This window comes from Ignavibacteria bacterium (assembly GCA_041649015.1).
Taxonomy (GTDB): Bacteria; Bacteroidota; Ignavibacteria; order Tepidaquicellales; family Tepidaquicellaceae; genus CAIKZJ01.
Genome location: JBAZNU010000008.1, coordinates 72,216 through 99,165 on the forward strand (window position 1 = coordinate 72,216; position 26,950 = coordinate 99,165).

At 37.6% G+C, this 26,950-nt stretch carries 20 protein-coding genes and 1 tRNA gene; 16 read left to right on the top strand and 5 right to left on the bottom strand.

Annotated features, from left to right (window positions below; genetic code table 11):
* The first annotated feature begins 111 nt into the window (after positions 1 to 111).
* The 5 genes from WC644_12195 to WC644_12215 all read left to right on the top strand — a co-directional run bounded on the left by WC644_12195 (position 112) and on the right by WC644_12215 (position 4,003).
* A tRNA-Val gene (locus WC644_12195) sits at positions 112 to 185 on the top strand.
* Positions 186 to 271: 86 nt separating this feature from the next.
* Positions 272 to 1,303 (top strand): branched-chain amino acid ABC transporter permease, encoded by a 1,032-nt coding sequence (locus tag WC644_12200; GenBank protein MFA5012696.1) that lies wholly within the window; start codon positions 272 to 274, stop codon positions 1,301 to 1,303.
* Positions 1,300 to 2,073 (top strand): ABC transporter ATP-binding protein, encoded by a 774-nt coding sequence (locus WC644_12205; protein MFA5012697.1) that lies wholly within the window; start codon positions 1,300 to 1,302, stop codon positions 2,071 to 2,073. The genes WC644_12200 and WC644_12205 overlap by 4 nt, the downstream gene beginning before the upstream one ends.
* Complete coding sequence (locus tag WC644_12210) at positions 2,066 to 2,773, top strand: ABC transporter ATP-binding protein (protein ID MFA5012698.1); 708 nt, start codon at positions 2,066 to 2,068, stop codon at positions 2,771 to 2,773. Before WC644_12205 ends, WC644_12210 begins: the two co-directional genes overlap by 8 nt.
* A 69-nt stretch (positions 2,774 to 2,842) precedes the next feature.
* A complete protein-coding gene (locus WC644_12215; GenBank protein ID MFA5012699.1) occupies positions 2,843 to 4,003 on the top strand; it encodes a pyridoxal phosphate-dependent aminotransferase in 1,161 nt (386 codons plus the stop codon).
* A gap of 65 nt (positions 4,004 to 4,068) precedes the next feature.
* Here the strand turns inward: WC644_12215 and WC644_12220 are convergent, their stop codons facing one another.
* Positions 4,069 to 5,931 carry a 5'-nucleotidase C-terminal domain-containing protein gene (locus tag WC644_12220; protein ID MFA5012700.1) on the bottom strand — a complete coding sequence of 621 codons (1,863 nt, stop codon included), beginning with the start codon at positions 5,929 to 5,931 and terminating at the stop codon, positions 4,069 to 4,071.
* A gap of 281 nt (positions 5,932 to 6,212) precedes the next feature.
* Between WC644_12220 and WC644_12225 the strand changes: the two genes are divergently transcribed.
* The 11 genes from WC644_12225 to WC644_12275 all read left to right on the top strand — a co-directional run bounded on the left by WC644_12225 (position 6,213) and on the right by WC644_12275 (position 20,565).
* Complete coding sequence (locus tag WC644_12225; protein MFA5012701.1) at positions 6,213 to 6,866, top strand: fibrobacter succinogenes major paralogous domain-containing protein; 654 nt, start codon at positions 6,213 to 6,215, stop codon at positions 6,864 to 6,866.
* Between the two features lie 12 nt (positions 6,867 to 6,878).
* Positions 6,879 to 7,532: an FISUMP domain-containing protein gene (locus WC644_12230; protein MFA5012702.1), complete on the top strand. Its 654-nt coding sequence runs from the start codon at positions 6,879 to 6,881 to the stop codon at positions 7,530 to 7,532.
* Between the two features lie 621 nt (positions 7,533 to 8,153).
* Positions 8,154 to 9,434, top strand: a complete 1,281-nt coding sequence (locus tag WC644_12235) for a T9SS type A sorting domain-containing protein (protein MFA5012703.1) — start codon at positions 8,154 to 8,156, stop codon at positions 9,432 to 9,434.
* Positions 9,435 to 9,541: 107 nt separating this feature from the next.
* Positions 9,542 to 10,828: a YCF48-related protein gene (locus WC644_12240; protein ID MFA5012704.1), complete on the top strand. Its 1,287-nt coding sequence runs from the start codon at positions 9,542 to 9,544 to the stop codon at positions 10,826 to 10,828.
* Between the two features lie 53 nt (positions 10,829 to 10,881).
* Positions 10,882 to 12,096 (top strand): T9SS type A sorting domain-containing protein, encoded by a 1,215-nt coding sequence (locus tag WC644_12245; GenBank protein MFA5012705.1) that lies wholly within the window; start codon positions 10,882 to 10,884, stop codon positions 12,094 to 12,096.
* A gap of 5 nt (positions 12,097 to 12,101) precedes the next feature.
* A complete protein-coding gene (locus tag WC644_12250) occupies positions 12,102 to 13,325 on the top strand; it encodes a T9SS type A sorting domain-containing protein (protein MFA5012706.1) in 1,224 nt (407 codons plus the stop codon).
* A gap of 146 nt (positions 13,326 to 13,471) precedes the next feature.
* A complete protein-coding gene (locus tag WC644_12255) occupies positions 13,472 to 14,761 on the top strand; it encodes a YCF48-related protein (protein ID MFA5012707.1) in 1,290 nt (429 codons plus the stop codon).
* Positions 14,762 to 14,767: 6 nt separating this feature from the next.
* Positions 14,768 to 15,691: a T9SS type A sorting domain-containing protein gene (locus WC644_12260; protein MFA5012708.1), complete on the top strand. Its 924-nt coding sequence runs from the start codon at positions 14,768 to 14,770 to the stop codon at positions 15,689 to 15,691.
* 49 nt (positions 15,692 to 15,740) lie between these two features.
* Positions 15,741 to 16,751, top strand: coding sequence for a hypothetical protein (locus tag WC644_12265; protein ID MFA5012709.1), 1,011 nt, complete (start codon positions 15,741 to 15,743; stop codon positions 16,749 to 16,751).
* A gap of 44 nt (positions 16,752 to 16,795) precedes the next feature.
* The gene (locus tag WC644_12270; protein MFA5012710.1) at positions 16,796 to 18,850 is read left to right on the top strand and encodes a T9SS type A sorting domain-containing protein; all 2,055 of its coding nucleotides are present in this window, start codon (positions 16,796 to 16,798) and stop codon (positions 18,848 to 18,850) included.
* A gap of 170 nt (positions 18,851 to 19,020) precedes the next feature.
* The gene (locus tag WC644_12275; protein ID MFA5012711.1) at positions 19,021 to 20,565 is read left to right on the top strand and encodes a T9SS type A sorting domain-containing protein; all 1,545 of its coding nucleotides are present in this window, start codon (positions 19,021 to 19,023) and stop codon (positions 20,563 to 20,565) included.
* Positions 20,566 to 20,577: 12 nt separating this feature from the next.
* Here the strand turns inward: WC644_12275 and WC644_12280 are convergent, their stop codons facing one another.
* From WC644_12280 to WC644_12295, 4 genes are all read right to left on the bottom strand, one after another.
* A complete protein-coding gene (locus WC644_12280) occupies positions 20,578 to 21,387 on the bottom strand; it encodes a T9SS type A sorting domain-containing protein (GenBank protein MFA5012712.1) in 810 nt (269 codons plus the stop codon).
* Positions 21,388 to 21,474: 87 nt separating this feature from the next.
* Positions 21,475 to 22,938 (bottom strand): kelch repeat-containing protein, encoded by a 1,464-nt coding sequence (locus WC644_12285; GenBank protein ID MFA5012713.1) that lies wholly within the window; start codon positions 22,936 to 22,938, stop codon positions 21,475 to 21,477.
* Positions 22,939 to 23,046: 108 nt separating this feature from the next.
* The gene (locus WC644_12290) at positions 23,047 to 24,750 is read right to left on the bottom strand and encodes an FG-GAP-like repeat-containing protein (protein MFA5012714.1); all 1,704 of its coding nucleotides are present in this window, start codon (positions 24,748 to 24,750) and stop codon (positions 23,047 to 23,049) included.
* A gap of 88 nt (positions 24,751 to 24,838) precedes the next feature.
* Positions 24,839 to 26,890 (bottom strand): T9SS type A sorting domain-containing protein, encoded by a 2,052-nt coding sequence (locus tag WC644_12295; GenBank protein MFA5012715.1) that lies wholly within the window; start codon positions 26,888 to 26,890, stop codon positions 24,839 to 24,841.
* Positions 26,891 to 26,950 lie beyond the last annotated feature (60 nt).

Below are 26,950 nucleotides of genomic sequence, written 5' to 3' on the forward strand. Positions count from 1 at the left end.
CCTAATTTTACCTTATTTCTGTTTTTCCATATACTAAATATTTCCTTGCGGTTTCCTCAAAATTGGTTTGATTATTATCTCTTTAAGCAGTATTTTTATTGTTTGTTAAAAGGGCGATTAGCTCAGTTGGTTAGAGCACTTCGTTTACACCGAAGGGGTCTGAGGTTCGAATCCTTAATCGCCCACTCTTGAAAGGTTGTAGATTCACATTTTCTCGGGTCAACAATCTTTTTTGATATAAAGAACCTTGATTTGAAAACTTTACCTGTGGATGAAGAGTAAGCTTTATTTTATTGGGACTGTTCTGGCAATATTTCTAATTAATCTTGTAAAAGATTCCATCGACCCTTATTATTACACGATCCTTATCTACATCGGAATCAACATTATACTTGCTTCCAGTCTTAATTTAATAAACGGTTTTACAGGTCAGTTCTCCCTCGGTCATGCAGGCTTCATGGCTATCGGAGGATATTTATCCATTGCCTTCTCAACATACTTTGCTCCTTTCTTTAGCTCACTTTTTGGTACCGGATTATTTGGCGAGAATATGACGTTTGTTAGTGTCATAATTGCCGGCGGTATTGCTGCTGCTTTGATTGGATTACTTGTTGGAGTTCCTTCTCTTCGTCTCAAAGGTGATTATCTTGCAATCGTCACTCTCGGTTTTTCTGAAATTATACGTGTTCTAATTCAAGGTATGGATTTCATCGGAGCATCGCAGGGGTACCGTGGTGTGTATCAATACAGTAATGGAATAAAAAGTCTATCAATGATTGAGGGGTCTCAGGACTCATTCGTTTTTTACAGTGTTCCGAAATATACGGACTTCTTCTGGGTATTCTTTGTGGCGGCTATACTTATTTATTTCACATTTAATCTAATTAACTCAACCTATGGCAGGGGATTCATTGCAGTAAAAGATGATGAGGTCGCAGCTGAATCAATGGGTATTAATACAACAAAGTTTAAAGTTATGGCTTTCGTAAGCGGTGCTTTCTTTGCAGGTGTTGCCGGAGCTCTGTACGGTCACTTCAATCTGTATCTCAACCCGGAAGACTTCAATTTCCTTAAATCAATCGAAATAGTTGCAATGGTCATTCTCGGAGGCATGGGAAGTATTCCTGGTGTTATTATTGCCGCTGTTATACTTACAATACTCCCGGAATTACTTCGCGGAATATCAGAATATAGAATGGTTGTCTATGCACTTTTGCTTATAATAATGATGTTAACCCGTCCTCAGGGAATATTCGGTGTCAAGTTCAGAATTAGGAAGAAGAAAGCAGGTACGGTAAAATGAACGTACTTAAACTGGATAATATTACGATGAAGTTCGGAGGATTAATTAGTATTGATGCTCTGAATGCTGAAGTTAATGAAAATGAGCTCGTTGGTCTTATCGGTCCTAACGGTGCCGGTAAGACGACAGTATTCAACGTAATCACAAGTGTTTATACGCCGACATCAGGCGATGTATTGTTCCTCGGCGATTCACTGATAAAATACAGTACAAGCCAGATAGCACATCTTGGTATCTGCAGGACTTTTCAGAATATCCGTCTGTTCAAAAGCCTCAGCGTTAAAGATAATGTAAGAGTCTCATTCGGCGTTCACTTAAAATCAGGCTTCTTTTCTTCAGTTATTCAATTGAACAAATTCGCTGCTGAAGAAAAGAAGATTGATAAGGGTATTGATGAACTCCTTGAAATGTTCGGACTTCACGATGTTAAGGATGAAGAAGCAATCTCATTGCCTTATGGTGACCAGAGAAAGGTTGAAATCGTCAGAGCCCTTGCAACAGAGCCGAAACTCCTGCTTCTTGATGAACCAGCCGCAGGTATGAATCCTAAAGAGAAGTCTGACCTTATGAAACTTATAAAAGACGTAAAAGAAAAGTTTAAGATTTCGATACTTCTTATAGAGCATGACATGAGTGTAGTAATGGGTATATGCGAAAGGATTTATGTTATTGAATACGGCAAGAAAATAGCTGAAGGATTGCCGTCAGAAATACAGTCGAATGAAAAGGTTATTGAAGCATATTTAGGAGATACGAAACACCATGCTTAAGATTGAAAACCTGAACGTTAATTACGGTGCCATAAAGGCAGTCAAAGATATTACCATTGAAGTTAAAAAAGGTGAAATAGTAACTCTAATCGGTGCGAACGGTGCGGGGAAGTCAACGATACTTCGCACAATCTCTTCAATCATAAAAGCCGCATCCGGCAGAATACTTTTAGAAGGAAAAGATATATCTAATTTACCACCTCACAAAATAGTTGAGCTTGGCATTTCTCAGGCACCCGAAGGAAGAATGATTTTTTCAAACCTGACTGTTCAGGAGAATCTTGAAATGGGTGCATTCACACGCAAAGATAAAGATAACATTCACTACGACCTCGAATTTATTTTTACACTTTTCCCTCGTCTCAAGGAAAGGTTAAAGCAGCCCGGTGGTACGCTAAGCGGAGGCGAGCAGCAGATGCTCGCAATCTCACGTGCTATCATGTCAAAACCGAAACTGCTTCTACTTGATGAACCTTCACTCGGTATAGCACCTATATTAGTAAAACAGATATTTGAAAAGATTAAATCTCTTAAAGATGCTTCAGGGCTTACAATCTTACTTGTTGAGCAGAATGCTAACATAGCATTATCAATTTCAGATTACGCATATGTACTCGAAACGGGCACCATTAAACTGGAAGGAGAGGCAAAAGCCATGGCAGATAATCCTGAAGTTCGGAAAGCTTATTTGGGCGAATAATTCCTTTATTTTCACTATTTTTGTAGTACCTCTAACAATAAACTATTACCAATTTAAACACATTGTATCATGAATTTTAAATATGCAAAAAGAATGCAAAACCTCGGCACTGAGACTGCCTTTGAGGTTTTAGCTAAAGCAAAGAAACTGGAAGCTGAAGGCAAGCACATTATCCATCTTGAAATTGGAGAGCCTGATTTTCCGACGCCTGATAACATTGTTCAGGCAGCTGCGAAGTCATTGCAAGGCGGCGATACACATTATACTCCTTCAAACGGTATTCTGCCTTTGAGAGAGTCAATTGCAAAATATATGTCAAGAACCAGAGGTCTGGATTTTACTGCTGATGAAGTAGTAATGACACCGGGCGGGAAACCGATTATGTTTTTTGCAATCATCGCACTTATTGATGAAGGTGATGAAGTCCTTTATCCAAATCCGGGATTTCCTATCTATGAATCGATGATTAAATTTATGGGAGGCAAACCAGTTCCTATTCCGTTAAAGGAAGAAAAAGGATTTGCCTTTGACCCTGAGGATTTAAGAAAATTAATTACACCAAAGACTAAACTTTTAATAATTAATACACCTCAGAACCCAACAGGCGGAATTCTTACAAAAGATGCTATTCTTAAGATTGCAGATATTGTAAAGGATAAAGATATCTGGATACTGAGCGATGAGATATATTCACGTTTGATATTTTCAGGCGAACATTTCAGTATTGCACAGGTTCCGGGCTTTAAAGAGAGAACTATTATACTTGACGGTTTCTCAAAGTATTACGCAATGACAGGATGGAGAGCGGGTTTTGGTGTAATGAACAAAGAGATTGCTCCAATGATTTCCAAATTAGTTACAAACAGCGTATCATGCACAAACACATTCGTTCAGAAAGGATGTATTGAAGCACTCGAAGGTCCGCAGGATTCAGTCGACCAGATGAAAGCAGAGTTCCTTGCACGCCGGGATACCATTGTTGAAGGATTAAATTCTCTAAAAGGATTTTCATGTATCGTTCCTGACGGTGCATTCTATGCTTTCCCGAATATAACAAAGACGGGTTATACATCAAGAGAGCTTAATGACCATCTGCTATACAAAGCTAACGTAGCAGCGTTATCAGGTACGGCTTTCGGCGAATACGGCGAAGGATATCTGAGATTCTCTTATGCTAATTCAAGAGAGAATATAAAGGAAGCAATTAAAAGAATTAAAAACGTTTTATAACTTATTGTTATCTCTTTCATTAAAAACGGCTCTATCATTAAGAGCCGTTTTTGTTTATGAACACTTTATCTTACTAACACCATCTTTTTAGTATCATTGTAATCCTCTGCTGACATTCTGTAAAAATAAACACCTGAGGAAAGTATTTTAGCGTTATATTTTACAGTATATTCACCTGTTCTGAAAAATTTATTGACTACTTCTGCAATCTCTTTGCCTCTAATGTCGAATATTTTAATAACAACGTTACCATCTTTTGGTACAGAGAATTTAATGTTAGTTTCGGGATTAAAAGGGTTTGGATAATTATTGTATAATTTATATCCAGTGATTCTCGATGTTTCATTAGAAATGAAAGCTGTGCTTAATTCCTTGATTCTACCAGTAGAAACATAATTAAGTGTATCGAATGTTGATACAAAATTCTTAATGCATATATATTCAGGTGTAAATGTAGGTGTCAGGCTGCTTATCTGTATCCCAAGCTGTGAGAGTGCAAAAAGTAAACCTTCATTAGCAGATGCAGAGTAGTTTGCAGATGTCGAAAATGCTGTGTCATTTACGAACATGCTCGAGGGAATCACTCTTTGACCGATTGGCAGGGTTTTATCATAATCGAATCTAAGACCGGCAAACTGAGGGAAGTAACTTACGTTATTCGTAATTAAAGCGAATATCAGTTCGAGTCCTCTTTTCAGTTCTGCACCCGTAATACTGAATTTCATAACGTTGAAACCGAGTCCTGTAGCAGTGTCATAACCGTAAGGCATAGTCCTTAAAATGTCGTACCCTGTTACACCTCCATGGTAAATTGTTTCTGCGGTCAGTCCAACGGCTGTCATTGAAATTTGTGTATTTGTAAGACTTCTTTGTGCGTCCGTAACAAGATTACCAAGAGGAGTATCCCTGAAGGATATACTATCGTTCCAGGAAGGAGAAATATTACTTTTTGCATAAGTCACATTCTGGAAAACATCACCATATCTGTTTATTATTCCTTTTTTAAGTGAATTTACATAGCTCTTGATTTCAGCATTCTCAGGAATACTTTGATTTATTTCAACGAGACTATAGTTTTCGAATATTACGTTCCCGTTATCATATTCGAACCTAAGTTTTCCGGCATATCTGTAGTGACTTCCCGGGTGGCATATTATCGTGCTGTGACCCGCGGGATTCGGCACGAAAACCGGCTGTGTTGTTATGAAATGGTCATGTCCTCCGAGAATTATGTTAATACCAGGAACGACTGAAGCCATGAAATTATCAAATTCATATCCCATGTGCGAGAGGCACACTATTACATCGCATCCTTGATTTATTAGTGCTGCTGTCGTTTTTCCTGCAATCTGAAGAGCACTGTCATTTATGACAACAGGAAACGGATTACTTGAAGGGTCGTTTATTGTAAGACCGAATATTCCAATCTTTACGCTGTCGTAATGTTTTATGATATATGGATAAACGAATTGAGTTAATGAAGGAAACCCGTTCATGTTTAAGTTTGAAGATACAAGAGGAACGGCACTTGTATGGAAAGCAGTATCAAGCGAATTGTACAAAACCTGCGGACCTACGTCTAAATCATGGTTTCCGACTGCAATAGCATCAAGATTCAGTCTGCTTAAAACATTATATTCAGGAAATGAAAAGTACTTATTAAAAAAGAAGTCTCCTGTGAATATATCACCCGAATGGAATACCATTACGTTCGAGTCTGTGCTGCGTGTGTTAGCAATGAATGTAGCAAGTCTTGATATACCGCCTTTAGTGTATTCGCCCTGAATGTTCTTTTCACCCAAACCTAATACATAAGAGTGTGAGTCGCTGAAATGAATTATAGTAAACGGGATTTCTGTGCTATTCGAAACAGAATTGAAGAATAAAAGAAATCCTGATATAATATATATTATTTTACTTTTTAGCATAAAATTAATCATAATAAATTAACACTTAAATTGCGTTGTATAGTTTCAGCAAATTAAATTAATTCGTGTTCCAATTATTATCTGTTTCATAAATAGCAAAAAATAATTAAATTTGTGTAACCAACTTTTCTGAACAAATGATAAAGTTGTTTATCTTATCTCAGTCTATAAATGTTTCAATATCGTTTGAGGGTTTAATTGCAGGGATTTGTTCTGTTTTCGGCTCTGCTTATTTTGAATATTAAAACTTTTTATAAACTTTATAATAAAGGATTAAACAGATGAAACATTCAAATTTATTTGTAATGATTTTAGTTATGTTTCTTTTCTTTGCAGTTAACACATCATATTCTCAGGTAACTGATAAAGACGGGAATAGTTATAAAACGGTTACAATCGGTAAGCAAGATTGGATGGCAGAGAATCTAAATGTTGAGCATTACAGAAACGGCGACCCAATTCCTGAAGTTCAGGATAAAGAGGAATGGGACAATCTAACGACGGGTGCCTGGTGCTGGTACGAAAACAACTCAGCGAACGGCACAACATACGGCAGGCTTTATAACTGGTATGCGGTGAATGATCCGCGCGGGCTGGCACCTGAGGGATGGCTTATACCCTCAAGCGATGAATGGAATAAACTTACGGATAATTTAGGCGGTGCAGAAACTGCGGGCACAAAGCTGAAATCAACGAGCGGATGGAGTGAGGGGGGAAACGGAGATAACAAAAGCGGTTTTACTGCAATTCCGGGAGGTTACAGAACACATGACGGTTATTTTTCAAACATGGGAAAGAATGCACTCTTCTGGACTTCTACAGAATTTAATTCAGCTAATGCCTGGTTTAGAAATGTAATAGGCAGTATTCCTGATGTATATGCTCCGAATTACGGAAAGGATTTTGGGCTTTCTGTTCGTTGTGTAAAAGATTAATATAAAAATATTATGAAAAGAATAACAAAATATACATTAGCGCTAAGCGCTGTTCTGTTTCTATTTACAGGCATATCATTTTCCCAAGTTACGGATAAAGACGGGAATGTTTACGAAACAGTTAAGATAGGTTTACAGGAATGGTCGGCTGAAAATCTTGTAGTTACACATTACAGGAACGGCGATGAAATACCACAAGTGCAGGATGCAAATGAATGGTCGAAACTTAAAACCGGTGCATGGTGCTGGTATGAGAACAAAACAGAAAACGGGAAGACGTACGGCAGGCTTTACAATTGGCATGCAGTGAATGACACGCGTGGTCTTGCACCTGAGGGCTGGCATATATCGACCGATAACGACTGGCAACAGCTCATTGATTTTCTTGGCGACTGGATGACATCAGGGCAGAAATTGAAGGGTAAGAACGGCTGGTTTAATGATAAGAACGGCACCGATGAAAGTGGTTTTAATGCTGTCCCGGGCGGAATACGAGATTCAGACGGCGACTTTTATGATTACTTAAAGTTTGGATGTTTTTGGACTTCGACAGAGAATAATGAGGCAAACGCGTGGTATTATTTTGTAATCCACAACTATACTGATGTAGCAAGGTTTGATGGTGCGAAAGAAAGAGGATTATCGGTGCGGTTAGTAAAGGATTAAATTTTCATAGTTTTTACATTCAAAAAGGGTGAAATTGCAATAATTTCACCCTTTTTCATTAATATTTGCTTGATATTTGGAAGAAATTCGAGATTTTTGATAGATTTTGGCGGAATTATTACAAAAACCGGAAATATAAACCCTATATATAGAGCTATATAAGGGCCATATGAAAGCTATATGATAGCTATTTGCGAGCTATATGCGTTCTATATAAATTTCATATAAACTCTATATGAACGCTATATGGAAATATGGCATTTTCATGGTATGTTTATGGGATGTTGATGGTATGTTCATGGGATGTTAAAATAAAGAATTGTTATTACATAAAATTACAAAGCAGTTCTTTTTTATAAACTGCACACCTGAATATTTCTCCTGGGAAATATTCAATTGTAAACTCACTACAAAGATACAAAAAATATAAATTAAAGTAAAGGAAAAAATTGATATTGGATTAACAATTTTTCAATGATTTAAATATTAAGATTCTTTCGATTTTTCATACCTGATTCCGTACAAGCATTTTTTGCATTCTCAAAATTTATATTGAATAAATTGATTCAAATGTATAATTTATGTTAATAACGTTTTTTATAAATCAACTCATAAAAGACTATGAAAAAACTGATTTTCCTCCTCACAGCAGTTTTACTCGTAACCGCACAGCTATATTCACAATGGGTATTACAGTCAACACCAACCACAAATGCACTCGAAGCAATTTTTGTTGTAAATGCAAACGTAATATATGCAGCGGGTGATGATGAAACAATAATTAAAACAACAAACGGCGGTGTGAACTGGTTTTTGCTGCGTGAGAATGCAGCAGGTAAAGATTATCTTGACGTTTATTTTGTGAATGAAAATACGGGTGTAGCGGTTGGCGGGCTTTCCTCACCAATAAGAGTTGGTTTAATATCAAGAACTACAGACGGCGGTTTGCACTGGGTTGATTTTATTACAACTGACGGAAACTTTCTCGCTTTACAATTTGTAAATTCATTTACGGGATATCTTGGGGGCTGGGTGAATTCGGCTTCAATGTCACCTGTTTTGAAAACTACAAATGCCGGTGTGACCTGGCTGGCGGCAGTGCCTTTCAACTGTTATGGTATTGAATGTTTTTCATTTTTAAATGAGACAACCGGTTTTGCAACAGGAAGCTATTCAGGCGGCGAGGCGATTTTCAAAACAACAAACGGCGGTTATTCGTGGACATTGCATTCAAACTTTGGCAATGGTTTCTGGCTTTGCTCGGTTTTCTTCGTGAACGCAAACACGGGCTGGGTTTCGGGAAATCAGTCTTCACCCTGGGGAGGTCTGCTGAGAAAAACAACTAATGGAGGTGTGAACTGGACTCATCAAACGAATGCGAATACGAATGAAACATACGAGTTGTACTTCCTGAATGAAAACACAGGCTGGGTTGCGGGGGATTCACCAAAAATTCAAAAGACAACAAACGGCGGCGTGAACTGGTTTACGCAGTCAACACCATCAGGATGGTGGATGTGGGATATTCAGTTTATTAATGAAAACACCGGCTGGGCTGCGGGTTCACAAGGTAAGGTCTTTTTTACAATTAACGGCGGCGGAACGGTATCAGTGCAGAATATATCGACTGAAATACCTAATTCTTATTCGCTCAGTCAGAATTTTCCGAATCCGTTTAATCCGAGAACAGTTATCAGCTTTCAGCTTCCAGCGGTCAGTGATGTGATGCTAAAGGTTTATGATGTTACAGGGAAGGAAATTGCGACACTTGTGAATGAAAGGCTGCAGGCGGGATCGTATGAAACCACTTTTGACGGGAGCGGACTTAATAGCGGGGTGTATTTTTATAGACTAACTACGGATGGTTTTTCAGAAACGAAGAGGATGGTGCTAATTAAATAAATTTTAAAATCTCAGCAGCGAAAGCCACGGGATTTATATTGAATAAATTGATTCAAATGTATAATTTATGTTAATAGTGTTTTTTAGAAATCAAACCATAAAAGACTATGAAAAAACTGATTTTCCTCCTCACCGCAGTTTTACTCGTAACCGCACAGCTATATTCACAATGGGTTCAGCAGATATCACCAACCCCTGCTTCGCATTACAATATTCTTTTTCTGAATAGTCAGACGGGTTATATATCGTCCGTGAGTGGTATTATTTTAAAGACGACCGACGGAGGTACTAACTGGGATATGCCAACTCCAATTACATATTTAAATGTATTTGATATTTATTTCATCGATATAAATACGGGTGTTGCGGTTTGCAGTAACACATCGACATTTAATTCATCTATTTATAAAACAACAAATGGCGGCACAAACTGGGTTTTAAAGTTTAGTGGAAGTCGAATTGCATTAAGAGGGGCACTTCAATTTATAAATTCTGATACCGGCTATGCAGGTGGATGGTCGATTGATACGGCCTTAGTAAAAACAACTGACGGCGGAGAGAGCTGGCAAAGAGTTTACGTCAGCGGAGCTATAGGTATAGATAAGATTTGTTTCATCGATGCAAACACAGGGTATATGGCAGGGTATGGTATGGATAGCAAACCTTCTGTGTTAAAGACAACGAACGGCGGTCTTAACTGGACGAAAATATATTCCCATTCAAATGCTATGATGTTTATGTCAATGTATTTTGTGAATGCTTACACAGGCTGGGTAGTGGGAACAAGTGCATCAAACCAAAGTTTAATTCAGAAAACAACAAATGCAGGTGTTAACTGGGTTGACCAGATGAACCAGCACCCTGCCAACTGGGAACTGTACAACATTGAAATGATAAATGAAAATACAGGATGGATAGTAGGAGATGCAGGTCAAATAATTAAAACCACAAATGGAGGAACGAACTGGAGAGCACAGGTTGATCCTTCGCCGGGTCCTTATCAACCATTATATGCTGTTGATTTTAATAATGCCGATACAGGGTGGATAGTTGGAGGTAATGGAAGAATATATAAAACAACAAACGGCGGCGGAACGGTATCAGTGCAGAATATTTCGACTGAAATACCGTCTGCGTATTCATTAAAGCAAAACTATCCGAACCCGTTTAATCCGAGAACAGTTATCAGCTTTCAACTTCCAGCCGTCAGTAACGTGATGCTAAAGGTTTATGATGTTACTGGGAAAGAAGTTGCGACGCTTGTGAATGAAAGACTGCAGGCGGGTACGTACGAAACCACGTTTAACGGGAGCATACTTAATAGCGGCGTGTATTTTTACAGACTTACTACGGATGGTTTTTCGGAAACGAAGAGGATGATGATGATAAAATAATTTACTAATCCCACTGAATGCTGGGGATTTTATAATTATTAAATCATAAAGATATGAAATATATATTTGTTGTTTTAGTAATGCTCATTACAATGAATGTAAGCGGGCAATGGCAAAATGCTTCAAACGGACTTTTAGGAGGTTCTGTATGCGGATTTACAACTATCGGTACTGATATATACACTGCAGCATCTTTTTTCACTGGTCCAGAAATTACTGACTCTTCCGGAATATTTCGTTCTACAAACAACGGTTTAAGCTGGACCCCAACAGCATTTTTTCCACTGCGAATAATAAATATATTCGCAAACGGTTCACGCTTGTTTGCCTGTACTAATAATCAAGGAACATATTACACCGATAATTTTGGTGCAAGTTGGACTTCGATGAACTTAGAAATTAGTTCTTTCGGTTCGAACAGCACACATCTTTTTGCCACATCAAATCCCAATTTATTAGTATCAACTAATAACGGAACAAATTGGGCCACTATAAACTCAATTTACGGTCGATTGCTCATTAACGGAAGTAATGTTTATGTTTATGGTTCTAATTATATCAATATTTCTTCTAACAATGGTGTGAATTGGTCAACTTCATATTTATATACATATGAAATATCTTTAATGACAGCTTTAGGAAATGAACTTTATGCCGTAACTTATTCCTCAGGAATTATAAAATCTACAGACAATGGTTACACCTTTAATCAAACATCACAATTCAGCAGCTCAATCATAAAATCATTAATTGCATTTGGAACATGTGTAATTGCTGGAGCTTGGGGCAGTGGAATAATTATTTCAACAAATGGAGGTATATACTGGATACGTAAGAATGAGGGTTTTGATGGAGACGATTATATAATAACAAATCTTTTGTATGCAAACGGTTATGTTCTTGCAGGTCGTGCTTATTATTCAAGTGGATTCCAATCATACAAAGTATGGAGAAGAGACTTTCAGGAATTAGTATCTGTAAACGAAATATCATCTGCATTACCATCAAAGTATTCACTATCGCAAAACTATCCGAACCCGTTTAATCCGAGAACTAAAATTAGTTTTCAGTTGTCAGTTGTTAGTTTATCGACATTGAAAGTATTTGACATTACGGGAAAGGAAGTTGCGACGCTTGTGAATGAAAGGCTGCAGCCGGGGACGTATGAAACCACTTTTGACGGGAGCGGACTTAATAGCGGCGTGTATTTTTATAGACTGACGACGGATGGTTTTGCGGAGACGAAAAGGATGGTATTAATAAAATAATTACCATGAAAAAATTATTAGTAATCTTAGCAATGCTCTTATCAATGAACACTATTGCGCAGTGGATGCCAACATCTGCACCATTAGGCGGAACGGTTAATACATTAGTTTATTCAGAATCAAATATTTTTGCAGGAACACAATACAATGGAGTATTCTTATCAACTAACCATGGTACAAACTGGACTGTCAAAGGATTAATGGGTATGGAAATAACATCGCTTGCAGTATCAGGTTCAAACATATTTGCAGGTGCAAATAACAGCGGAGTATTTTTAACGACAAATAATGGCTCCAACTGGACTGCTGTAAATAACGGTTTAAGCGGTCAAATCGTAAAGGCAGTTGCTGTAGTGGGCATGAATGTTCTTGCAGGAACCTATAACGGAGGAGTTTTCTTATCAACAAACAACGGAGCAAATTGGTCATCTGCCGGTTTAACAGAGAGAGGTATCTGGACATTTGCGGTTTCAGGAACAAGTATATATGCCGGAACATACAACACCGGTGGAGTATATTTATCAACTGATAACGGAGCGAACTGGTCCTTAAAAGGATTAAACAATATTCCCATTTGGTCACTTGCGGTTTCAAGTTCAAATATATATGCGGGTACAGACGGCAGTGTGTATTCATCGATAGATAATGGCACAAACTGGACGGAAAATGTATTAACAAGTGCAACCTTTAGAATCAGGAGTATTGTAATATCCGGCGATAGAATCTTTGCGGGATTTTCCGACCAGGATGCATTTCATGGTGATGGTGTATATTTATCTACAAATAACGGTGTAAACTGGATGAATAAAAATCAGGGATTCAACTACCCTCCACCTTCTATTCATTCATTACTTATTGTTAACAGCATTATATATGCAGGAGCATTTTCTAATACATCAGGGTCTGTATGGAAAAGAGAACTTTCCGAAATACTACAAATACAAATGATAAGCACTGAAATACCTTCAGCATTTTCACTATCGCAAAATTATCCCAATCCATTTAATCCGAGAACAGTTATCAGCTTTCAGCTTCCAGCGGTCAGTGATGTGATGCTAAAGGTTTATGACGTTACAGGGAAAGAAGTTGCGACACTCGTGAATGAAAGACTGCAGGCGGGAACGTATGAAACCACTTTTGACGGGAGCGGACTTAATAGCGGGGTTTATTTTTATAGACTAAGCACACTTGATTTTACAGAAACAAAAAGGATGATTATGATTAAATAGTCCGCCGTGGAGGACTTTACCGGAAGTCTTAGTTTATCCCGATGTTCTTTATCGGGAATAACTAACAGTATCGGGATTATTATTGAAATAAATCAATCCCCGTTGTGAGAATAGCGGGGAATTTAAAAACATAAATTTTATGAGGAATGAAAAAGTTAATTGTTATACTTCTTATGTTGATTTGCAATGTTGCTATTTCTCAGACGGGTTGGTTTTTGCAAACAACTCCTACAACAAAAAATTTACTGGATATTTTCTTCATAAATTCTCAGACAGGCTGGGCTTGCGGAGATTCGGGAAGAATTATAAAGACAACGAACGGCGGGAGTATCTGGACTGAGATACCTCCTTTTACAGTAAGCAAATTGAATGTAATAAGATTTTATAATTCCAATTTCGGATATGTAGCAGGGGGTTTGCAAACTCAGGATCCGTTTTGTATTGATAATGATATTCTTGCAAAGACTACAAACGGAGGAGAAACCTGGACAACGCTACTTTCAAATTCAACGTGGGATATCTTTTATGACCTTGCTGTCTTGAACAAAGATACAATTTTTGCAACTTATGCCGGTACAGATAATTTTTGTATGGGTTCATCAGGCGGAACGTACAGTTCATTCAACGGTGGCAGCAATTGGAATCAATTTGGCAATGGTTGGATGAAAGGAATCTCATTTATAAACTCAAGCACAGGATGGGCAACAACTTACAGTATTAGTGATGTAATGATTGGATTTTTTGGAGTTTTGAAAACTACTAACACAGGTGTGAACTGGAATTTAGTATATGGTGATACTACCTTGGGAGGTTCATACATTGGAAAAATAAGATTCGTTGATGCAAATAATGGATATACTTTTAAGAGAATGCTTCGTAAAACAACAAATGGCGGTGTGAATTGGCAAATAGTTGATTCGGCAACTACATACTTTGTAAATAGTTTTGCTCTTGCTAACAAAGATACAATATGGATATTAAAAAATTCTAACTCAGTTTTAAGAACAAACAACAGCGGGGCTAACTGGATTCAGCAATTATCCGCGGGAGGTTTAAACTCAATTTATTTTCTCGATAAAAACTCAGGTTGGATTGCAGGCAACAACGGAATAATTTATACAACTGTGACGGGAGGTTTGACAGATGTTCAGAATATTTCAACTGAGATTCCTTCAGTGTATTCATTAAAGCAAAACTATCCGAACCCGTTTAATCCGAGAACAGTTATCAGCTTTCAGCTTCCAGCGGTCAGTGATGTGATGCTAAAGGTTTATGATGTTACAGGGAAGGAAGTTGCGACGCTTGTGAATGAGAGGCTGCAGGCGGGGACGTATGAAACTATTTTTGACGGGAGTGGACTGAATAGCGGGGTGTATTTTTATAGACTTACTACAGATGGTTTTTCGGAGACAAAAAGAATGGTATATTTAAAATAATAAATTATGAATAAGATAATATTTGTTTTATTGCAGATAATATTTATTACTATGATCTCAAAAGCAGCAGATACAGTTTCTGCCAAATATTTACCCCTTGCCGTCGGGAATAAATGGGTGTATTTAAAAGCATCTTCAATGGGTGGTTCTTATATCTATTCAATTACCGTAACACAAATTACAAAAGATACTGTTATTAATAACAGAAAATATTTCTATACAAACATTATCCCTTCAGTTTCCGCATACTGGATTCGTTATGATTCCACTAATGGACAAATTAAAATGTACGCAAATTATGCTCCAGATTGTAATTATGAACGAATGTATTATGATTTGTCGGTTAATGTAGGCGATTCCTGCAATAATTCGTATATGCCATGTACAATGAATAATTATTATTGCACTCAGATAAAGGACACCTCACTTTTCGGAATAATTACGCGAATAAAAACCTATTATTACTCATTTTCGATACATAATGGTGGTAGTACAAAGACAGAAAATTTTGCGAAAAACATTGGTTGCTATTCTGATATTTCACATGTAGCAAGTGTCTACGGTCAAAATCATAACATTTACACTTTGAAAGGCTTTGTAATTAACGGCCAATTATACGGCGATACAACTTTAACATTTATTAATACAATTAGTACAAATATCCCGGGGAAATATTCACTATCGCAAAACTATCCGAACCCCTTTAATCCGAGAACAGTTATCAGCTTTCAGCTTCCAGCGGTCAGTGATGTGATGCTAAAGGTTTATGATGTTACAGGGAAAGAAGTTACGACGCTTGTGAATGAAAGTTTACAGCCGGGGACGTATGAAACCACTTTTGACGGGAGTGGACTGAATAGCGGTGTGTATTTTTATAAACTGATTGCGGATGGTTTTACAGAGACGAAACGAATGTTATTAGTAAAATAAATTCTCGGTGAAAACAATTGAAATGTTTAATTTGTAATATTTGAATAAAATGAAAAGACAAATTGCAGCATTTGCTGCTATAGCAATGATATCCATTGCATTAATTTCGTGCGAAAACAGTGTTATTAATAATAATACCCCGATCCCTCAAGATAACTTCTTATTCAACGTTTGGGATTATTCTGAAACACATTATTTTGTTGATACTTTGTACAGACGTTCTTTTACGGAGTATTACAGGGATAGTATGACAACTTATTTAATTTCGAATTCAATAATTGAAAGCCCCACGCAGCCGCTTGAAGTTTGGGTTCAGTGTGATGTCACAATTGCGGAAAAAAGATTTTGTGTCGGTAAAGTTATGCTTGGGGAACGACCGCCGCAGGGATATGACACATCTGTTACAAATCCTGAGACTGTAATGGGTGAAAAGTTTGCGGGTTATTTCAGGAAATTAGGACCTTCGGAATATTATCACAATAATCTTGCAGGGTTTATCGGTTTGAATATTTCGGTTCCCGAAAACTATCATGTGGGTGTGGTTTACAGGAATTATTCTAATCAAATGTTTGGAAAGGGTTTTATTGAATCACTTCCGACAGATACGATTGTATTGAAACTGGTAAAGGTTGATAATCAAAGTCCGGATTTAACACCGCTTGCGTGGAAACTGAAGATGAAGAATGTTTATAAGATTCCATATACAAATCTACAAAATTCAACAACAATAAAAACAGGGTTCAATGAGAATAATGTTTACCGCGATACAATCACAGGCTATACAACTCCACTGATAACTATGCTAAAGCTTGACAAGGTTAATAACACAACATTATTACCACCGCCTGATGGAAAGTTTGATTGGTTGAACGGAAAAACAATTTTCCCTGCAGAGGGTTATTTGGTTTTTCCTACGCTCGAACCGTTTGGAAGGGATTTGCCTTTGTCGCCTAATGATTCCAATTATTGCTATTTTGAAATTTATTCAATGAGGAAAACTAGTGCCCAAATTAGTCACAAATCAATTTATTATGCAATTAAAGGCAACGCGGTTTATTAATGTAATAAAAGAAGTTCTTAAAATTTAGAATAGAGTTATTTGAGATGAAAAATATATTTATAGTTTTGATAATGCTTGCGGCGATTAACTCAAATGCTCAGTGGGAACAGTGTGATGGTCCGCGCGGAGGCTATCTCCGTGTTTATACCCTTGCCATAAAGGGAAACAGTATTTTTATGGGCACAGATTTTGATGGTGTATCTTATACTACAAATAACGGAGCGAGCTGGATACAAACTTCTTTAAATAATAAAACTGTATATTCTCTTGCCATAAGCGGAGATAATATCTTTGCCGGGACACAGGAGGGTGTCTATCTCTCGACAAATAACGGAATAATTTGGACACAAACTGCATTGAATAATTATGAAGTTCCATCACTTGCGGTATCAGGAAATAATATATTTGCGGGGACACTTTCCGGCTTTTATAAATCAACAAATAACGGATTGACTTGGACACAAACCTCATTGAATAATGTTTCTATACGTTCCTTAGCCGTTAGTGGAAATAATATTTTTGCGGGTACAAGCGATAGCGGCGTTTATCTCTCTGCTGATAATGGAATGAATTGGACACATACATCTTTAGATAATAAACTTGTTTATTCCATTTTGGCAAATGGGAATAATATCTTTGCAGGAACTTGGTATAACGGCATCTACTTTTCCTCAGATAACGGAGCAAGCTGGACACAAACTTCACTAAATAATAAAACTGTTCGTTCTCTTATAGCACTTGGCAATTATGTTTTTGCAGGGACGGAACAAAGCGGTATTTATTGTTCAACTAATAATGGTGCAAGCTGGACTCAAACTGACTTGAATAATAAGGACGTTATTTCATTTGCCGTGAGCGGAACTAATGTTTTTGCGGGAACTGATGGATTTGGAACATATTTCCCTACAAATTACGGAGCAAACTGGATTCAAACTGCTGTGAATAGGCATAGTATTTTTTCCTTGTCATCAACAGGTGGTATTCTGTTTGCAGGAGTAGATAAGTATCCTCCGGGTTACGGCGGCGTTCACATCTCAACAAATAATGGTGGAAACTGGTATCAAACTCCACTTAATAATGAAAATATTTCTTGCATTGCTGTAAACGGAAATAAAATATATGCAGGAACTTATGCAGATCCTTATCCTTCTTATTATTGTATTTATATTTCTTTAAATAACGGCTCAAGCTGGGCGCAATGTGCTTTGACAGGAAAAAATATACTTTCACTTACAGCATTCGGAAATTACGTTATTGCGGGAACACAATTAAACGGTGTTTATCTTTCGAATAATAACGGCAATACTTGGACTCAAACCGGGTTGTTTAATCAAAGCGTTATCTCATTTGCACGAATGGTGAATTATGTTTTTGCAGGGACGCAAGACAGCGGGGTGTATATATCCACAGATAATGGCGCAAGCTGGGCTCAAACGGAATTGAATGATAAACAGGTTTACTCTCTTGCCGTCAACGGAAATAATATTTTTGCAGGGACGCGGTTTAATGGCGTTTATCTCTCAACGAATAACGGTTCAAGCTGGACTCAAACTGCTTTGAATAATCAGGATGTCTCTTCTCTTGCTGTCAGCGGAAATTACATCTTTGCTGCGGCAAATAATTCTGAATCGGGGTCCAGCAGCGTTTATCTATCGACAAATAACGGAGTAAACTGGACTGAAAAAAATCAGGGATTTATCAATCTTCGGTATCTGCACATATATAATTTATTAATCGCTGATAATTACATATTTGCAGGGACCTGGAACTATTCAGTCTGGCGACGCTCTCTTTCCGAAATCATAGGAATACAGAGCATGGGAACGAAAATACCTAATTCATTTTCATTGTCCCAGAACTATCCCAACCCGTTTAATCCGAGAACAGTTATCAGCTTTCAGCTTCCAGCGGTCAGTGATGTGATGCTAAAGGTTTATGATGTTACAGGGAAGGAAATTGCGACGCTCGTGAATGCAAGGCTACATCCGGGAACGTATAATACTACGTTCGATGGTAGCGGACTAAATAGCGGAGTGTATTTTTATAAATTAAGTATGAGTGATTTTTCAGAGACGAAGAGAATGCTGCTGATAAAATAAGTTTAATCTTTGAGAAACGGTCGGGTTAATAATTTGAACCACATTTTTATGTTTTGATAATAACATTTTATAGTTACTTTTGAGTAATTATACTTTTTGATTTAGTTATGAAAAAGTTGCCGTTTTATTTTTATGTGTTATTATTGATACTTTTTCAACAAAGCATCTTATTGCCTCAATACCAGAGTTATAAAATTAATCCACCCGGAAAGAGTTTTTTTGGAGAGTCGAGTTTAAAGATAAATCCTAAGAATACAAATCAGATAGTTGCCGGTATAATGGCAAGCTACACTCCTCTAACGGGGATAATGGGTTACTGCTACAGCACTAACAGCGGATTAACATGGGGCAGCGCTCCCATGACTTGTTCTTTTGCTCAACCCGGATCTGACCCGATAATAATAGTGGATACGCTTGGAAATTTTTATTATATCTGCTGTGCAAACTGGGGAGTATCCGGTCCAAACCTTGACAAGCTGCTTATATTTAAATCGACAAACGGCGGAGAAAATTGGGACGGCGGTACAGCGTTTGCTCAAATGGCTCCGCAGTTGGATGATATGCCCAATGCCTGCATGGATATGTCGCACGGTCAGTATGGAAATAATATTTATGTTACGTGGTCTTTGTACGACGGGTATCCGAGCAATGATCCAAATGACAGCTGTTATGTAGCGTTTTGCCGTTCGACCGATGGAGGTGTAACCTTTAGTAATCCTATTCATATTTCAAGAGTAGCCGGAACTTCGAAGGTTGACAACTCATCACCCGAGGGAGTTTGTCCTTGTACGGGTCCGAATAGCGAAGTATATGCTGTTTGGCCTTTAAACGAAAAGGTGATGTTTAACCGTTCGACTAATGCCGGAGTTAACTGGCTTCAGAATGATATATATGTTTGTGATCAGGTTGGCGGTTGGACAGGAATAAATTATACGTCTGCAAACTGGTCACCTGCCGCATCCTGCGATATTTCAGAATCTCAATACAGAGGGAACATATATATTTGTTTTGCAGATACAAAAAGCGGAGCAAACGACAAAGATATTTGGTTTGTGAAATCCACTAATCAGGGAAACAACTGGAGTGTACCAAAACGTGTTAATAATGACGGAGCAGGAAATGATCAGAGACTGCCCTGGATGTGTGTTGACAAGGCTACAGGATACATCTGGATATTTTTCTATGATTCTCGTTACAATGCGTTGTCAATGTCTAATCCATTCATAGCACGTTCAACAGACGGAGGAGATACTTTTCAGAATGTCAGATTAAGTACTTTAAATTTATATAATGGGTTTGCCTTCGGCGAATACATGGGGCTTGACGCTTTTGACAACAAGGTAAGACCCTTATGGTCATTGCCTTCAGCAAATTACAACGTTCAGAGCTACGTTACTATAATAGATACTTTTTATTCAGTTGCGATTAACAATGTAAACGGTGAAATTCCTTCAGAGTTTTCATTGTCCCAGAATTATCCGAACCCGTTTAATCCGAGAACAGTTATCAGCTTTCAGCTTCCCACGGTCAGTGATGTGATGCTAAAGGTTTATGATGCTACAGGGAAGGAAATTGCGACACTTGTGAATGAAAGGCTACAGCCTGGAACGTATGAAACTACGTTCGATGGTAGCGGACTAAATAGCGGGGTATATTTTTATAAATTGACTACTGATGGGTTTTCAGAGACAAAGAGGATGATATTATTAAAATAACTGGGTATGCTTTTATCTTATAAGAACCATCTTTTTGGTTTCGGGTATCCCATCGACTATTAACTGATAAAAATAAGTACCGCTCGATAAATTTTCCGAAGACAGATTTATTTTGTATTCTCCCTGAGACTGCATACCCTTTGACATTGTTTTCATTTCTCTGCCGGCAATATCATAAATTATCAATGTCACTACAGCATTCTTATTTAGCTTGTACTCAATCGTAGTCGCAGGATTAAACGGGTTCGGATAGTTTTGTTTTAATTCATAGTCCTGTACGGATGTGTTATTGTTTGCTATACCTACAGTGTGAAATGTCGTAGAGAATACGTTTATTTTGTTGTTCTCCCAATTCCATAAAATGAGTTCCAGATAATTATCATCGTCTATATCCAGCAAAACAAGGCTTGAACCAATCATATTAGAAGGATAATTAAACTCAGTAATAATTGCTCCGTCAGTACCGCTTTTAAACCAAACCTTAGAATTAGGATATCTGTCGAATCTAAGAAAATCGAAAACACCATCATTGTTGAAATCCATGTATTGTGCAGACGGAAACTCAACAAAATTAGGGAAGAACAAGCTTTCTGAAGTGTCTGTTTGAATTGAATATTTTAGTGCATGAGAGTTTCCATCATAAACCTTATAAGTATGAGTAGAATTGTTAATCAGGACAATTTCATACACGTTGTTATTTTCAAATTTAGCGAGGCTTACTAAATCTAATCCGCTTGGATTTTCAAATTCAAGCGTAAAGCTTCCTTGTCCATAAATCGGAAGAGCAATTGCGAACACAATAATCGTAATTAAATGTTTCATGACAGTTCACTTTCTTTTAGCAAATGTTTTAAAAATTAATATTATTTCCTTTTATTTTTAATGATCTAATTTATCGTCAAAATATGACTATCTCACAAGTATCATCTTCTTTGTTTCGAGAAAATTTCCTGCTTTCAGCTTGTAAAAATAGACACCGCTTGGATATCCGCTTGCGTTCCAGTCAACGGAATATGTTCCCGCATTGAGACGTTCATTTACAAGTGTAGCAACTTCTTTACCTGTAACGTCGAATATTTTCAACGTTGATAAACCGGCAACAGACAATTGAAAACTAATCTTAGTCACAGGATTAAATGGATTCGGGTAATTTTGACTCAATGAATAACCTGAAAGTGTTTCCGCACTTATATTCATTATACCCGTTACAGCAGGATTAGTATATATACCTCCTGAGTTGTAATAAGTACTGTTGCCGAAACCGCCCCATGCAATCATTTTATTCCCCGTCCAAACAGCCGAATGATGCCAGCGTGCATTTGGTGCATTAAGGTCTGTCATGTTTGTCCAAGTATCTGTTACAGGGTCATAAATTCCTCCGTTATTGTAATAAACAGAGCCGTTATACCCGCCCCAAACTATCATTTTACTTCCAGTCCAGATTGCCGTATGCCAGTCCCTGCCGGTTGGAGCATTTACTGTTGAAACAGGTATCCATGTATCAGATGCGGGGTCGTAAATATCGCCGGTATTGTAATAAACTGTATTTGCATACCCGCCCCACACAATCATTTTACTTCCCGTCCAGACAGCAGTGTGCCAGATTCTGCCTGTCGGAGCGTTGCTCGTTGATATTGTAGTCCATGTATCTGCCGCAGGGTCGTAAGCAGCGCCTGTATTATAATAGTTAGTAACGTTGTACCCTCCCCATACAATCATTTTGTTACCCGTCCAGACTGCAGTATGGTATTGTCTTCCCGAAGGTGCATTAGTTATTGAAGTTTGAGTCCACGTATTTGTTAAAGGATCAAACTGTCCGCCGGTATTCAAGTAGGTTCCGTTATAACCGCCCCAAACAACCATCTTATTGCCCGTCCAGATTGCAACAGGGTTGTTCCCGCCGGCAGGGGAATTTGTTGTACTTGTAGTCGTCCATATATCAGCAGCGGGATCATAAACTCCACCCGAATTCAAGTAACTTCCATTTAAATTTCCTCCCCAGACTACCATCTTCGTACCAGTCCAGACTCCTATATGAGCAATGCGTGCAGTCGGTACACCTGTTAATGAAGTAGGAGTCCAGGTATCTGTTGATAAGTTATAAACTCCTCCCGTATTTGTTGACGCTGAGGAACCTCCTGTACCACCCCATACAATAAAGTTTGTGCCGGTCCAGACAGCAGAGTGGCGTTCACGTGCGGTAGGGGCGTTAGTTAATGAAGTTGAAGTCCAGGATTCCTGAGAAAAACAATTCTTCATCAAGAAAGTGTAACACAATGGTGTTGGGGCAATCTGTGCAATTATAAATGAGGTAACTAAAATAAAATATTTTATTTTACCTGAAGAACGCGGAAGTTGTCTAAAACTCGTCATATTAAATGCATTTGATTACCTTAAAATAATAATAAATTTTAATTTTGAATATACATCAAAATTTATTTTATTGACATTTAAAACACTATCTCTAAAAATATCTTACAACTACCTCAAAAGCATCATCTTTCGCGTTTCAAGAAAACCGTCCGTCACCATCCTGTAAAAATACACTCCGCTTGATATATAACTCGCATCCCATTCAGTAACATACGTACCTGCAGCAAGTCTTTCATTTACAAGCACTGCCACCTCTTTTCCTGTCACATCAAAAACCGAAATTTTTACTTCCGTACTCTTTGGAATCGCAAATTCAATCTTCGTTAATGGATTAAAAGGATTCGGATAGTTCTGGAGCAATTTAAAATCACTTTGTATTTCATGCGATAAATTGCCTGCAAAAGTGACTATAGAATTTTTGAATAAATAATTTCCGATATTGTTATCCCAGTTGCTTACTGCAAAATCAGGGTCATGTGTATATATTGCATTAATAGTCATATTTGTGCCGTTAGGCGGAGGAGTTCCAAAACTTACCCAGCCGTTTTCAAGGTCAAAGCAAAACTGGTTTAATGGTATTGTATCATTCCCGAAAATTACACTTAAAAGTTTTTGCACCGGATTTTTGGGGAGATAAAAAAGTTTTTTAACTCCATTACCTGTAAACTCAGTATTGAGAGTGTCAAATCCGTCATGGTCGTAATCTGCTGCAACGATCGTTTCAACAACACTGTTTGTTGCTGAAGTCCATTGGGGGGTCGGAGAGAATGTTCCGGCCGAGTTAACATAAATATAGCATGCTGTCCACCAAGCGCCGCAAATTAAATCGCAATAGTTGTCATTGTTAATATCGCAAAGATTTATTCCGGAACCGTATCCGGAAAAATTCGAAGTCCAAAAGGGAGTTGGATTCATTGTCCCCGAATTGTTTTTATATATTTTGAACTTTCCGCTTCCTCCCATTTGGTCGTTATCAGATATGGCGAGATCAAGCCAGCCGTCATTATCTACGTCGTTAACAAACAATGAATTTGAATACTGGCTTGCATCCTGCGAAGTCCAGATTGGCATTCGCCCTATTGAATCACCGTAATTTTTGTAAATTTTACTCGGTCCTCGCTCGCAGCAAAATACCAAATCCAGCCTGCCGTCTTTATCAAAATCAGACCAGTTTACGTCCATTCCATAACCTTGATCTAAACTTGTCCATGATGGAAGCGTTTCAATAACTCCGTTATTATTATAATAAATTCTCTGTTTATCGATTTTTTGCTCATAACTCTCCCCGCATGCAGCAGCAAGGTCAAGGTCACCGTCACCGTCCGCGTCACCAAATGCACAACTGAACGTGTATAGGGAATCTTGCGAAATCCATGACGGATTTTGAGAAAGAGTTCCGTTGTTATTCAAATAAATTTTTAACTTTCCTTTTTGGGAAAATCCCGCCTGTCCAATGTAAACAGATACGGCAACATCGGGATATCCGTCTTTGTTTATATCACCAATTGATAATTGTGCGTTATAGTCAATATCATTGGATTGCCAACTTGGTGTGAAAGGGAAATTCCCTCCTGTATTGTAATAGACGACAACTTTCTGCCTCGACATATCATTGCCCTTTGCTACAACAAGGTCAACCCATCCATCCCCGTTTATATCTGCCCAGCCGCATCCTGTATCATAACCCGCATCAGTTGAAGTCCATATCGGAGTTGTAGGGAAAAAAACCTGTGCTATGGTTATATTGTTAATAAGAACTGAAAAAACCATAGAAAACAAAGCTATACTAAATAACTTAATTAACTTTCTCATTTGTGTATTATTTGTTTTATTCATACTGTTTTAAACTCATGCTCTAATCGCATTTTGTTCTCACATCTTACTTCTCACATCTTACATATCACCTCACAAGTACCATCTTCTTCGTCTCAACAAAATCACCAGCTTTTATTCTATAAAAATATACTCCGCTTGAAAACTTGCTTGCATTCCAATCGGTAGAATAAGTCCCTGCGGCAAGTCTTTCATTCACAAGTACTTCTATTTCTTTTCCCGTCACGTCAAAAACGCTAATCTTCACATCCGAAATCTTCGGTATTGCAAACTCAATCTTTGTGATTGGATTAAAAGGATTCGGATAATTTTGGCTTAGCGAAAATGCTGAAGGTGTTTCCGTGCTTAGATTTTGCACTCCGACTATTTCTGATAATTCTCTTCGCCAGACAGAATAGCCAAGTGTTCCTGCCAATACATAATTATTTGATATTAGTAAGGACAAGATCCTTTGAGCTGGATTGAATCCTTGATTTTTCTGCGTCCAAGTTACTCCATTATTTGTGGAGAGATATATACCATCATCAGTTCCTGCGATTATATTATTTTCTTTTGCAACAACAGAATTAACTGGTCTGTTATTTAATGCTGTTTGAGTCCAGCTTATGCCATCATCTGTGGATAAATAAACACCGCCTGAATAACCAACACCGGAAAAGCATCCTGCATATATAGTATTTCCACTGATGATAATTGAGTTTGCAAATTTATTCAATACCGTTTGAGTCCATGTTAAACCGTTATCTGTTGAGCGGTAAACACCATTTACTTTCGTCCCGGCAAATACAATGTTTCCTTTTACTGCAAGAGAATAAACATCATTATTGAGCAAAGTAGTAGATACCCAATTAACACCGTTATTTGATGAGTAAATAAGTGATCCGGGACCGGATTGTTGAGTTAACACTCCTGCAAGAATGTTATTTCCGCTGACAGCAAGAGATTTTATATTTGCATAATTTAAAGTAGTTTGTGACCAGTTTATTCCGTTATTCATAGAAATAAATACACCATTGCCAGCTGTTCCTGCAAAAATATTATTTCCAAGTGTTGCAAGAGAGGTAACTGTTGTATTATGTAATGTAGCTTCTGCCCAATTTGCTCCGTTATTAGACGAAATATAAAGGCTTGAGGAATCATTATTATAACTTGCTGCTGCAAAAATATTATCCCCAAGACCTGCAAAAGCAGTAACAATTTTCATATTAAATCCGGTTACTGTCCAACTTGAACCGAAATTAGTTGATAAATATAAGCCATTTCTAGTTGTCCCGGCAAAAACACTATTATTACTAACTGCTAATGAAGGAACAAACTTGTCATTCAACGTAGTTTGGGACCACATCATTCCGTTATTTGTGGAGACATAGACTCCACCCATTTCTGCTCCTGCGAAAATAGTATTTCCATTAACTGCTAAAGACCAAATAGATTCATTATTCAATGTAGTTTGCGTCCAGCTTAATCCATTATTTGTTGACATAAATAAACCATTATACGATCCTGCAAAAATATGATTACCACTTATTGCAAGGGAATGAATGCCATTATTATTCAAAGCAACTTGCGTCCAACTTGAACCGTTATCTGTAGAGTGGTAGAGTCCGTTTACCCAAGTTCCTGCAAAAATATTATTTCCGTTTACGGCAAGTGAATAAATAGACTTACTATTCAAAGCAGTTTGAGACCAGCTCAATCCATTATTAGTTGAAATATAAACTCCGCTATCCCAAGTTCCTGCAAAAATATTATTTCCATTTGCTGAAAGGGAATAAATAGATTTATTATTTAAAGCAGTTTGAGTCCAATTCGAACCGTTGTTTGTTGATATATAAACACCATACGACATTGATCCTGCAAAAATATATTCTCCGTTTATAGCAAATGACATAATGTTTTGGCTATCTAAAGCAGTTTTAGTCCATGTAAAGCCATTATTTGTGGAACGAAAAAGACAACCAAAACTCTGACTATCTCTATATGTACCTGCAAAAACAATATTCCCGTTAACGGCAAGAGATCGGATAATCCCTCCTCCCAATATACCGTTTGTCTGCACCCACTGCCCATTCACAGCTAATGATGCAAGCATTATGAAGATGAGAAATAATCTTTTCATTATTTTATCTTATAGTAGATGTACCCAAAAGTAATAGTTATCGTCTTAACATTCAATAAA

What these genes read in the sequence shown, in the direction of transcription:
- WC644_12270 (MFA5012710.1), top strand. Translation starts at nt 16,796, where the DNA reads ATGAAAAATATATTTATAGTTTTGATAATGCTTGCGGCGATTAACTCA.
- WC644_12200 (MFA5012696.1), top strand. Translation starts at nt 272, where the DNA reads ATGAAGAGTAAGCTTTATTTTATTGGGACTGTTCTGGCAATATTTCTA.
- WC644_12235 (MFA5012703.1), top strand. Translation starts at nt 8,154, where the DNA reads ATGAAAAAACTGATTTTCCTCCTCACAGCAGTTTTACTCGTAACCGCA.
- WC644_12295 (MFA5012715.1), bottom strand. Translation starts at nt 26,890, where the DNA reads ATGAAAAGATTATTTCTCATCTTCATAATGCTTGCATCATTAGCTGTG.
- WC644_12250 (MFA5012706.1), top strand. Translation starts at nt 12,102, where the DNA reads ATGAAAAAATTATTAGTAATCTTAGCAATGCTCTTATCAATGAACACT.
- WC644_12205 (MFA5012697.1), top strand. Translation starts at nt 1,300, where the DNA reads ATGAACGTACTTAAACTGGATAATATTACGATGAAGTTCGGAGGATTA.
- WC644_12260 (MFA5012708.1), top strand. Translation starts at nt 14,768, where the DNA reads ATGAATAAGATAATATTTGTTTTATTGCAGATAATATTTATTACTATG.
- WC644_12220 (MFA5012700.1), bottom strand. Translation starts at nt 5,931, where the DNA reads ATGCTAAAAAGTAAAATAATATATATTATATCAGGATTTCTTTTATTC.
- WC644_12255 (MFA5012707.1), top strand. Translation starts at nt 13,472, where the DNA reads ATGAAAAAGTTAATTGTTATACTTCTTATGTTGATTTGCAATGTTGCT.
- WC644_12210 (MFA5012698.1), top strand. Translation starts at nt 2,066, where the DNA reads ATGCTTAAGATTGAAAACCTGAACGTTAATTACGGTGCCATAAAGGCA.
- WC644_12225 (MFA5012701.1), top strand. Translation starts at nt 6,213, where the DNA reads ATGAAACATTCAAATTTATTTGTAATGATTTTAGTTATGTTTCTTTTC.
- WC644_12230 (MFA5012702.1), top strand. Translation starts at nt 6,879, where the DNA reads ATGAAAAGAATAACAAAATATACATTAGCGCTAAGCGCTGTTCTGTTT.
- WC644_12265 (MFA5012709.1), top strand. Translation starts at nt 15,741, where the DNA reads ATGAAAAGACAAATTGCAGCATTTGCTGCTATAGCAATGATATCCATT.
- WC644_12240 (MFA5012704.1), top strand. Translation starts at nt 9,542, where the DNA reads ATGAAAAAACTGATTTTCCTCCTCACCGCAGTTTTACTCGTAACCGCA.
- WC644_12215 (MFA5012699.1), top strand. Translation starts at nt 2,843, where the DNA reads ATGAATTTTAAATATGCAAAAAGAATGCAAAACCTCGGCACTGAGACT.
- WC644_12245 (MFA5012705.1), top strand. Translation starts at nt 10,882, where the DNA reads ATGAAATATATATTTGTTGTTTTAGTAATGCTCATTACAATGAATGTA.
- WC644_12280 (MFA5012712.1), bottom strand. Translation starts at nt 21,387, where the DNA reads ATGAAACATTTAATTACGATTATTGTGTTCGCAATTGCTCTTCCGATT.
- WC644_12290 (MFA5012714.1), bottom strand. Translation starts at nt 24,750, where the DNA reads ATGAGAAAGTTAATTAAGTTATTTAGTATAGCTTTGTTTTCTATGGTT.
- WC644_12285 (MFA5012713.1), bottom strand. Translation starts at nt 22,938, where the DNA reads ATGACGAGTTTTAGACAACTTCCGCGTTCTTCAGGTAAAATAAAATAT.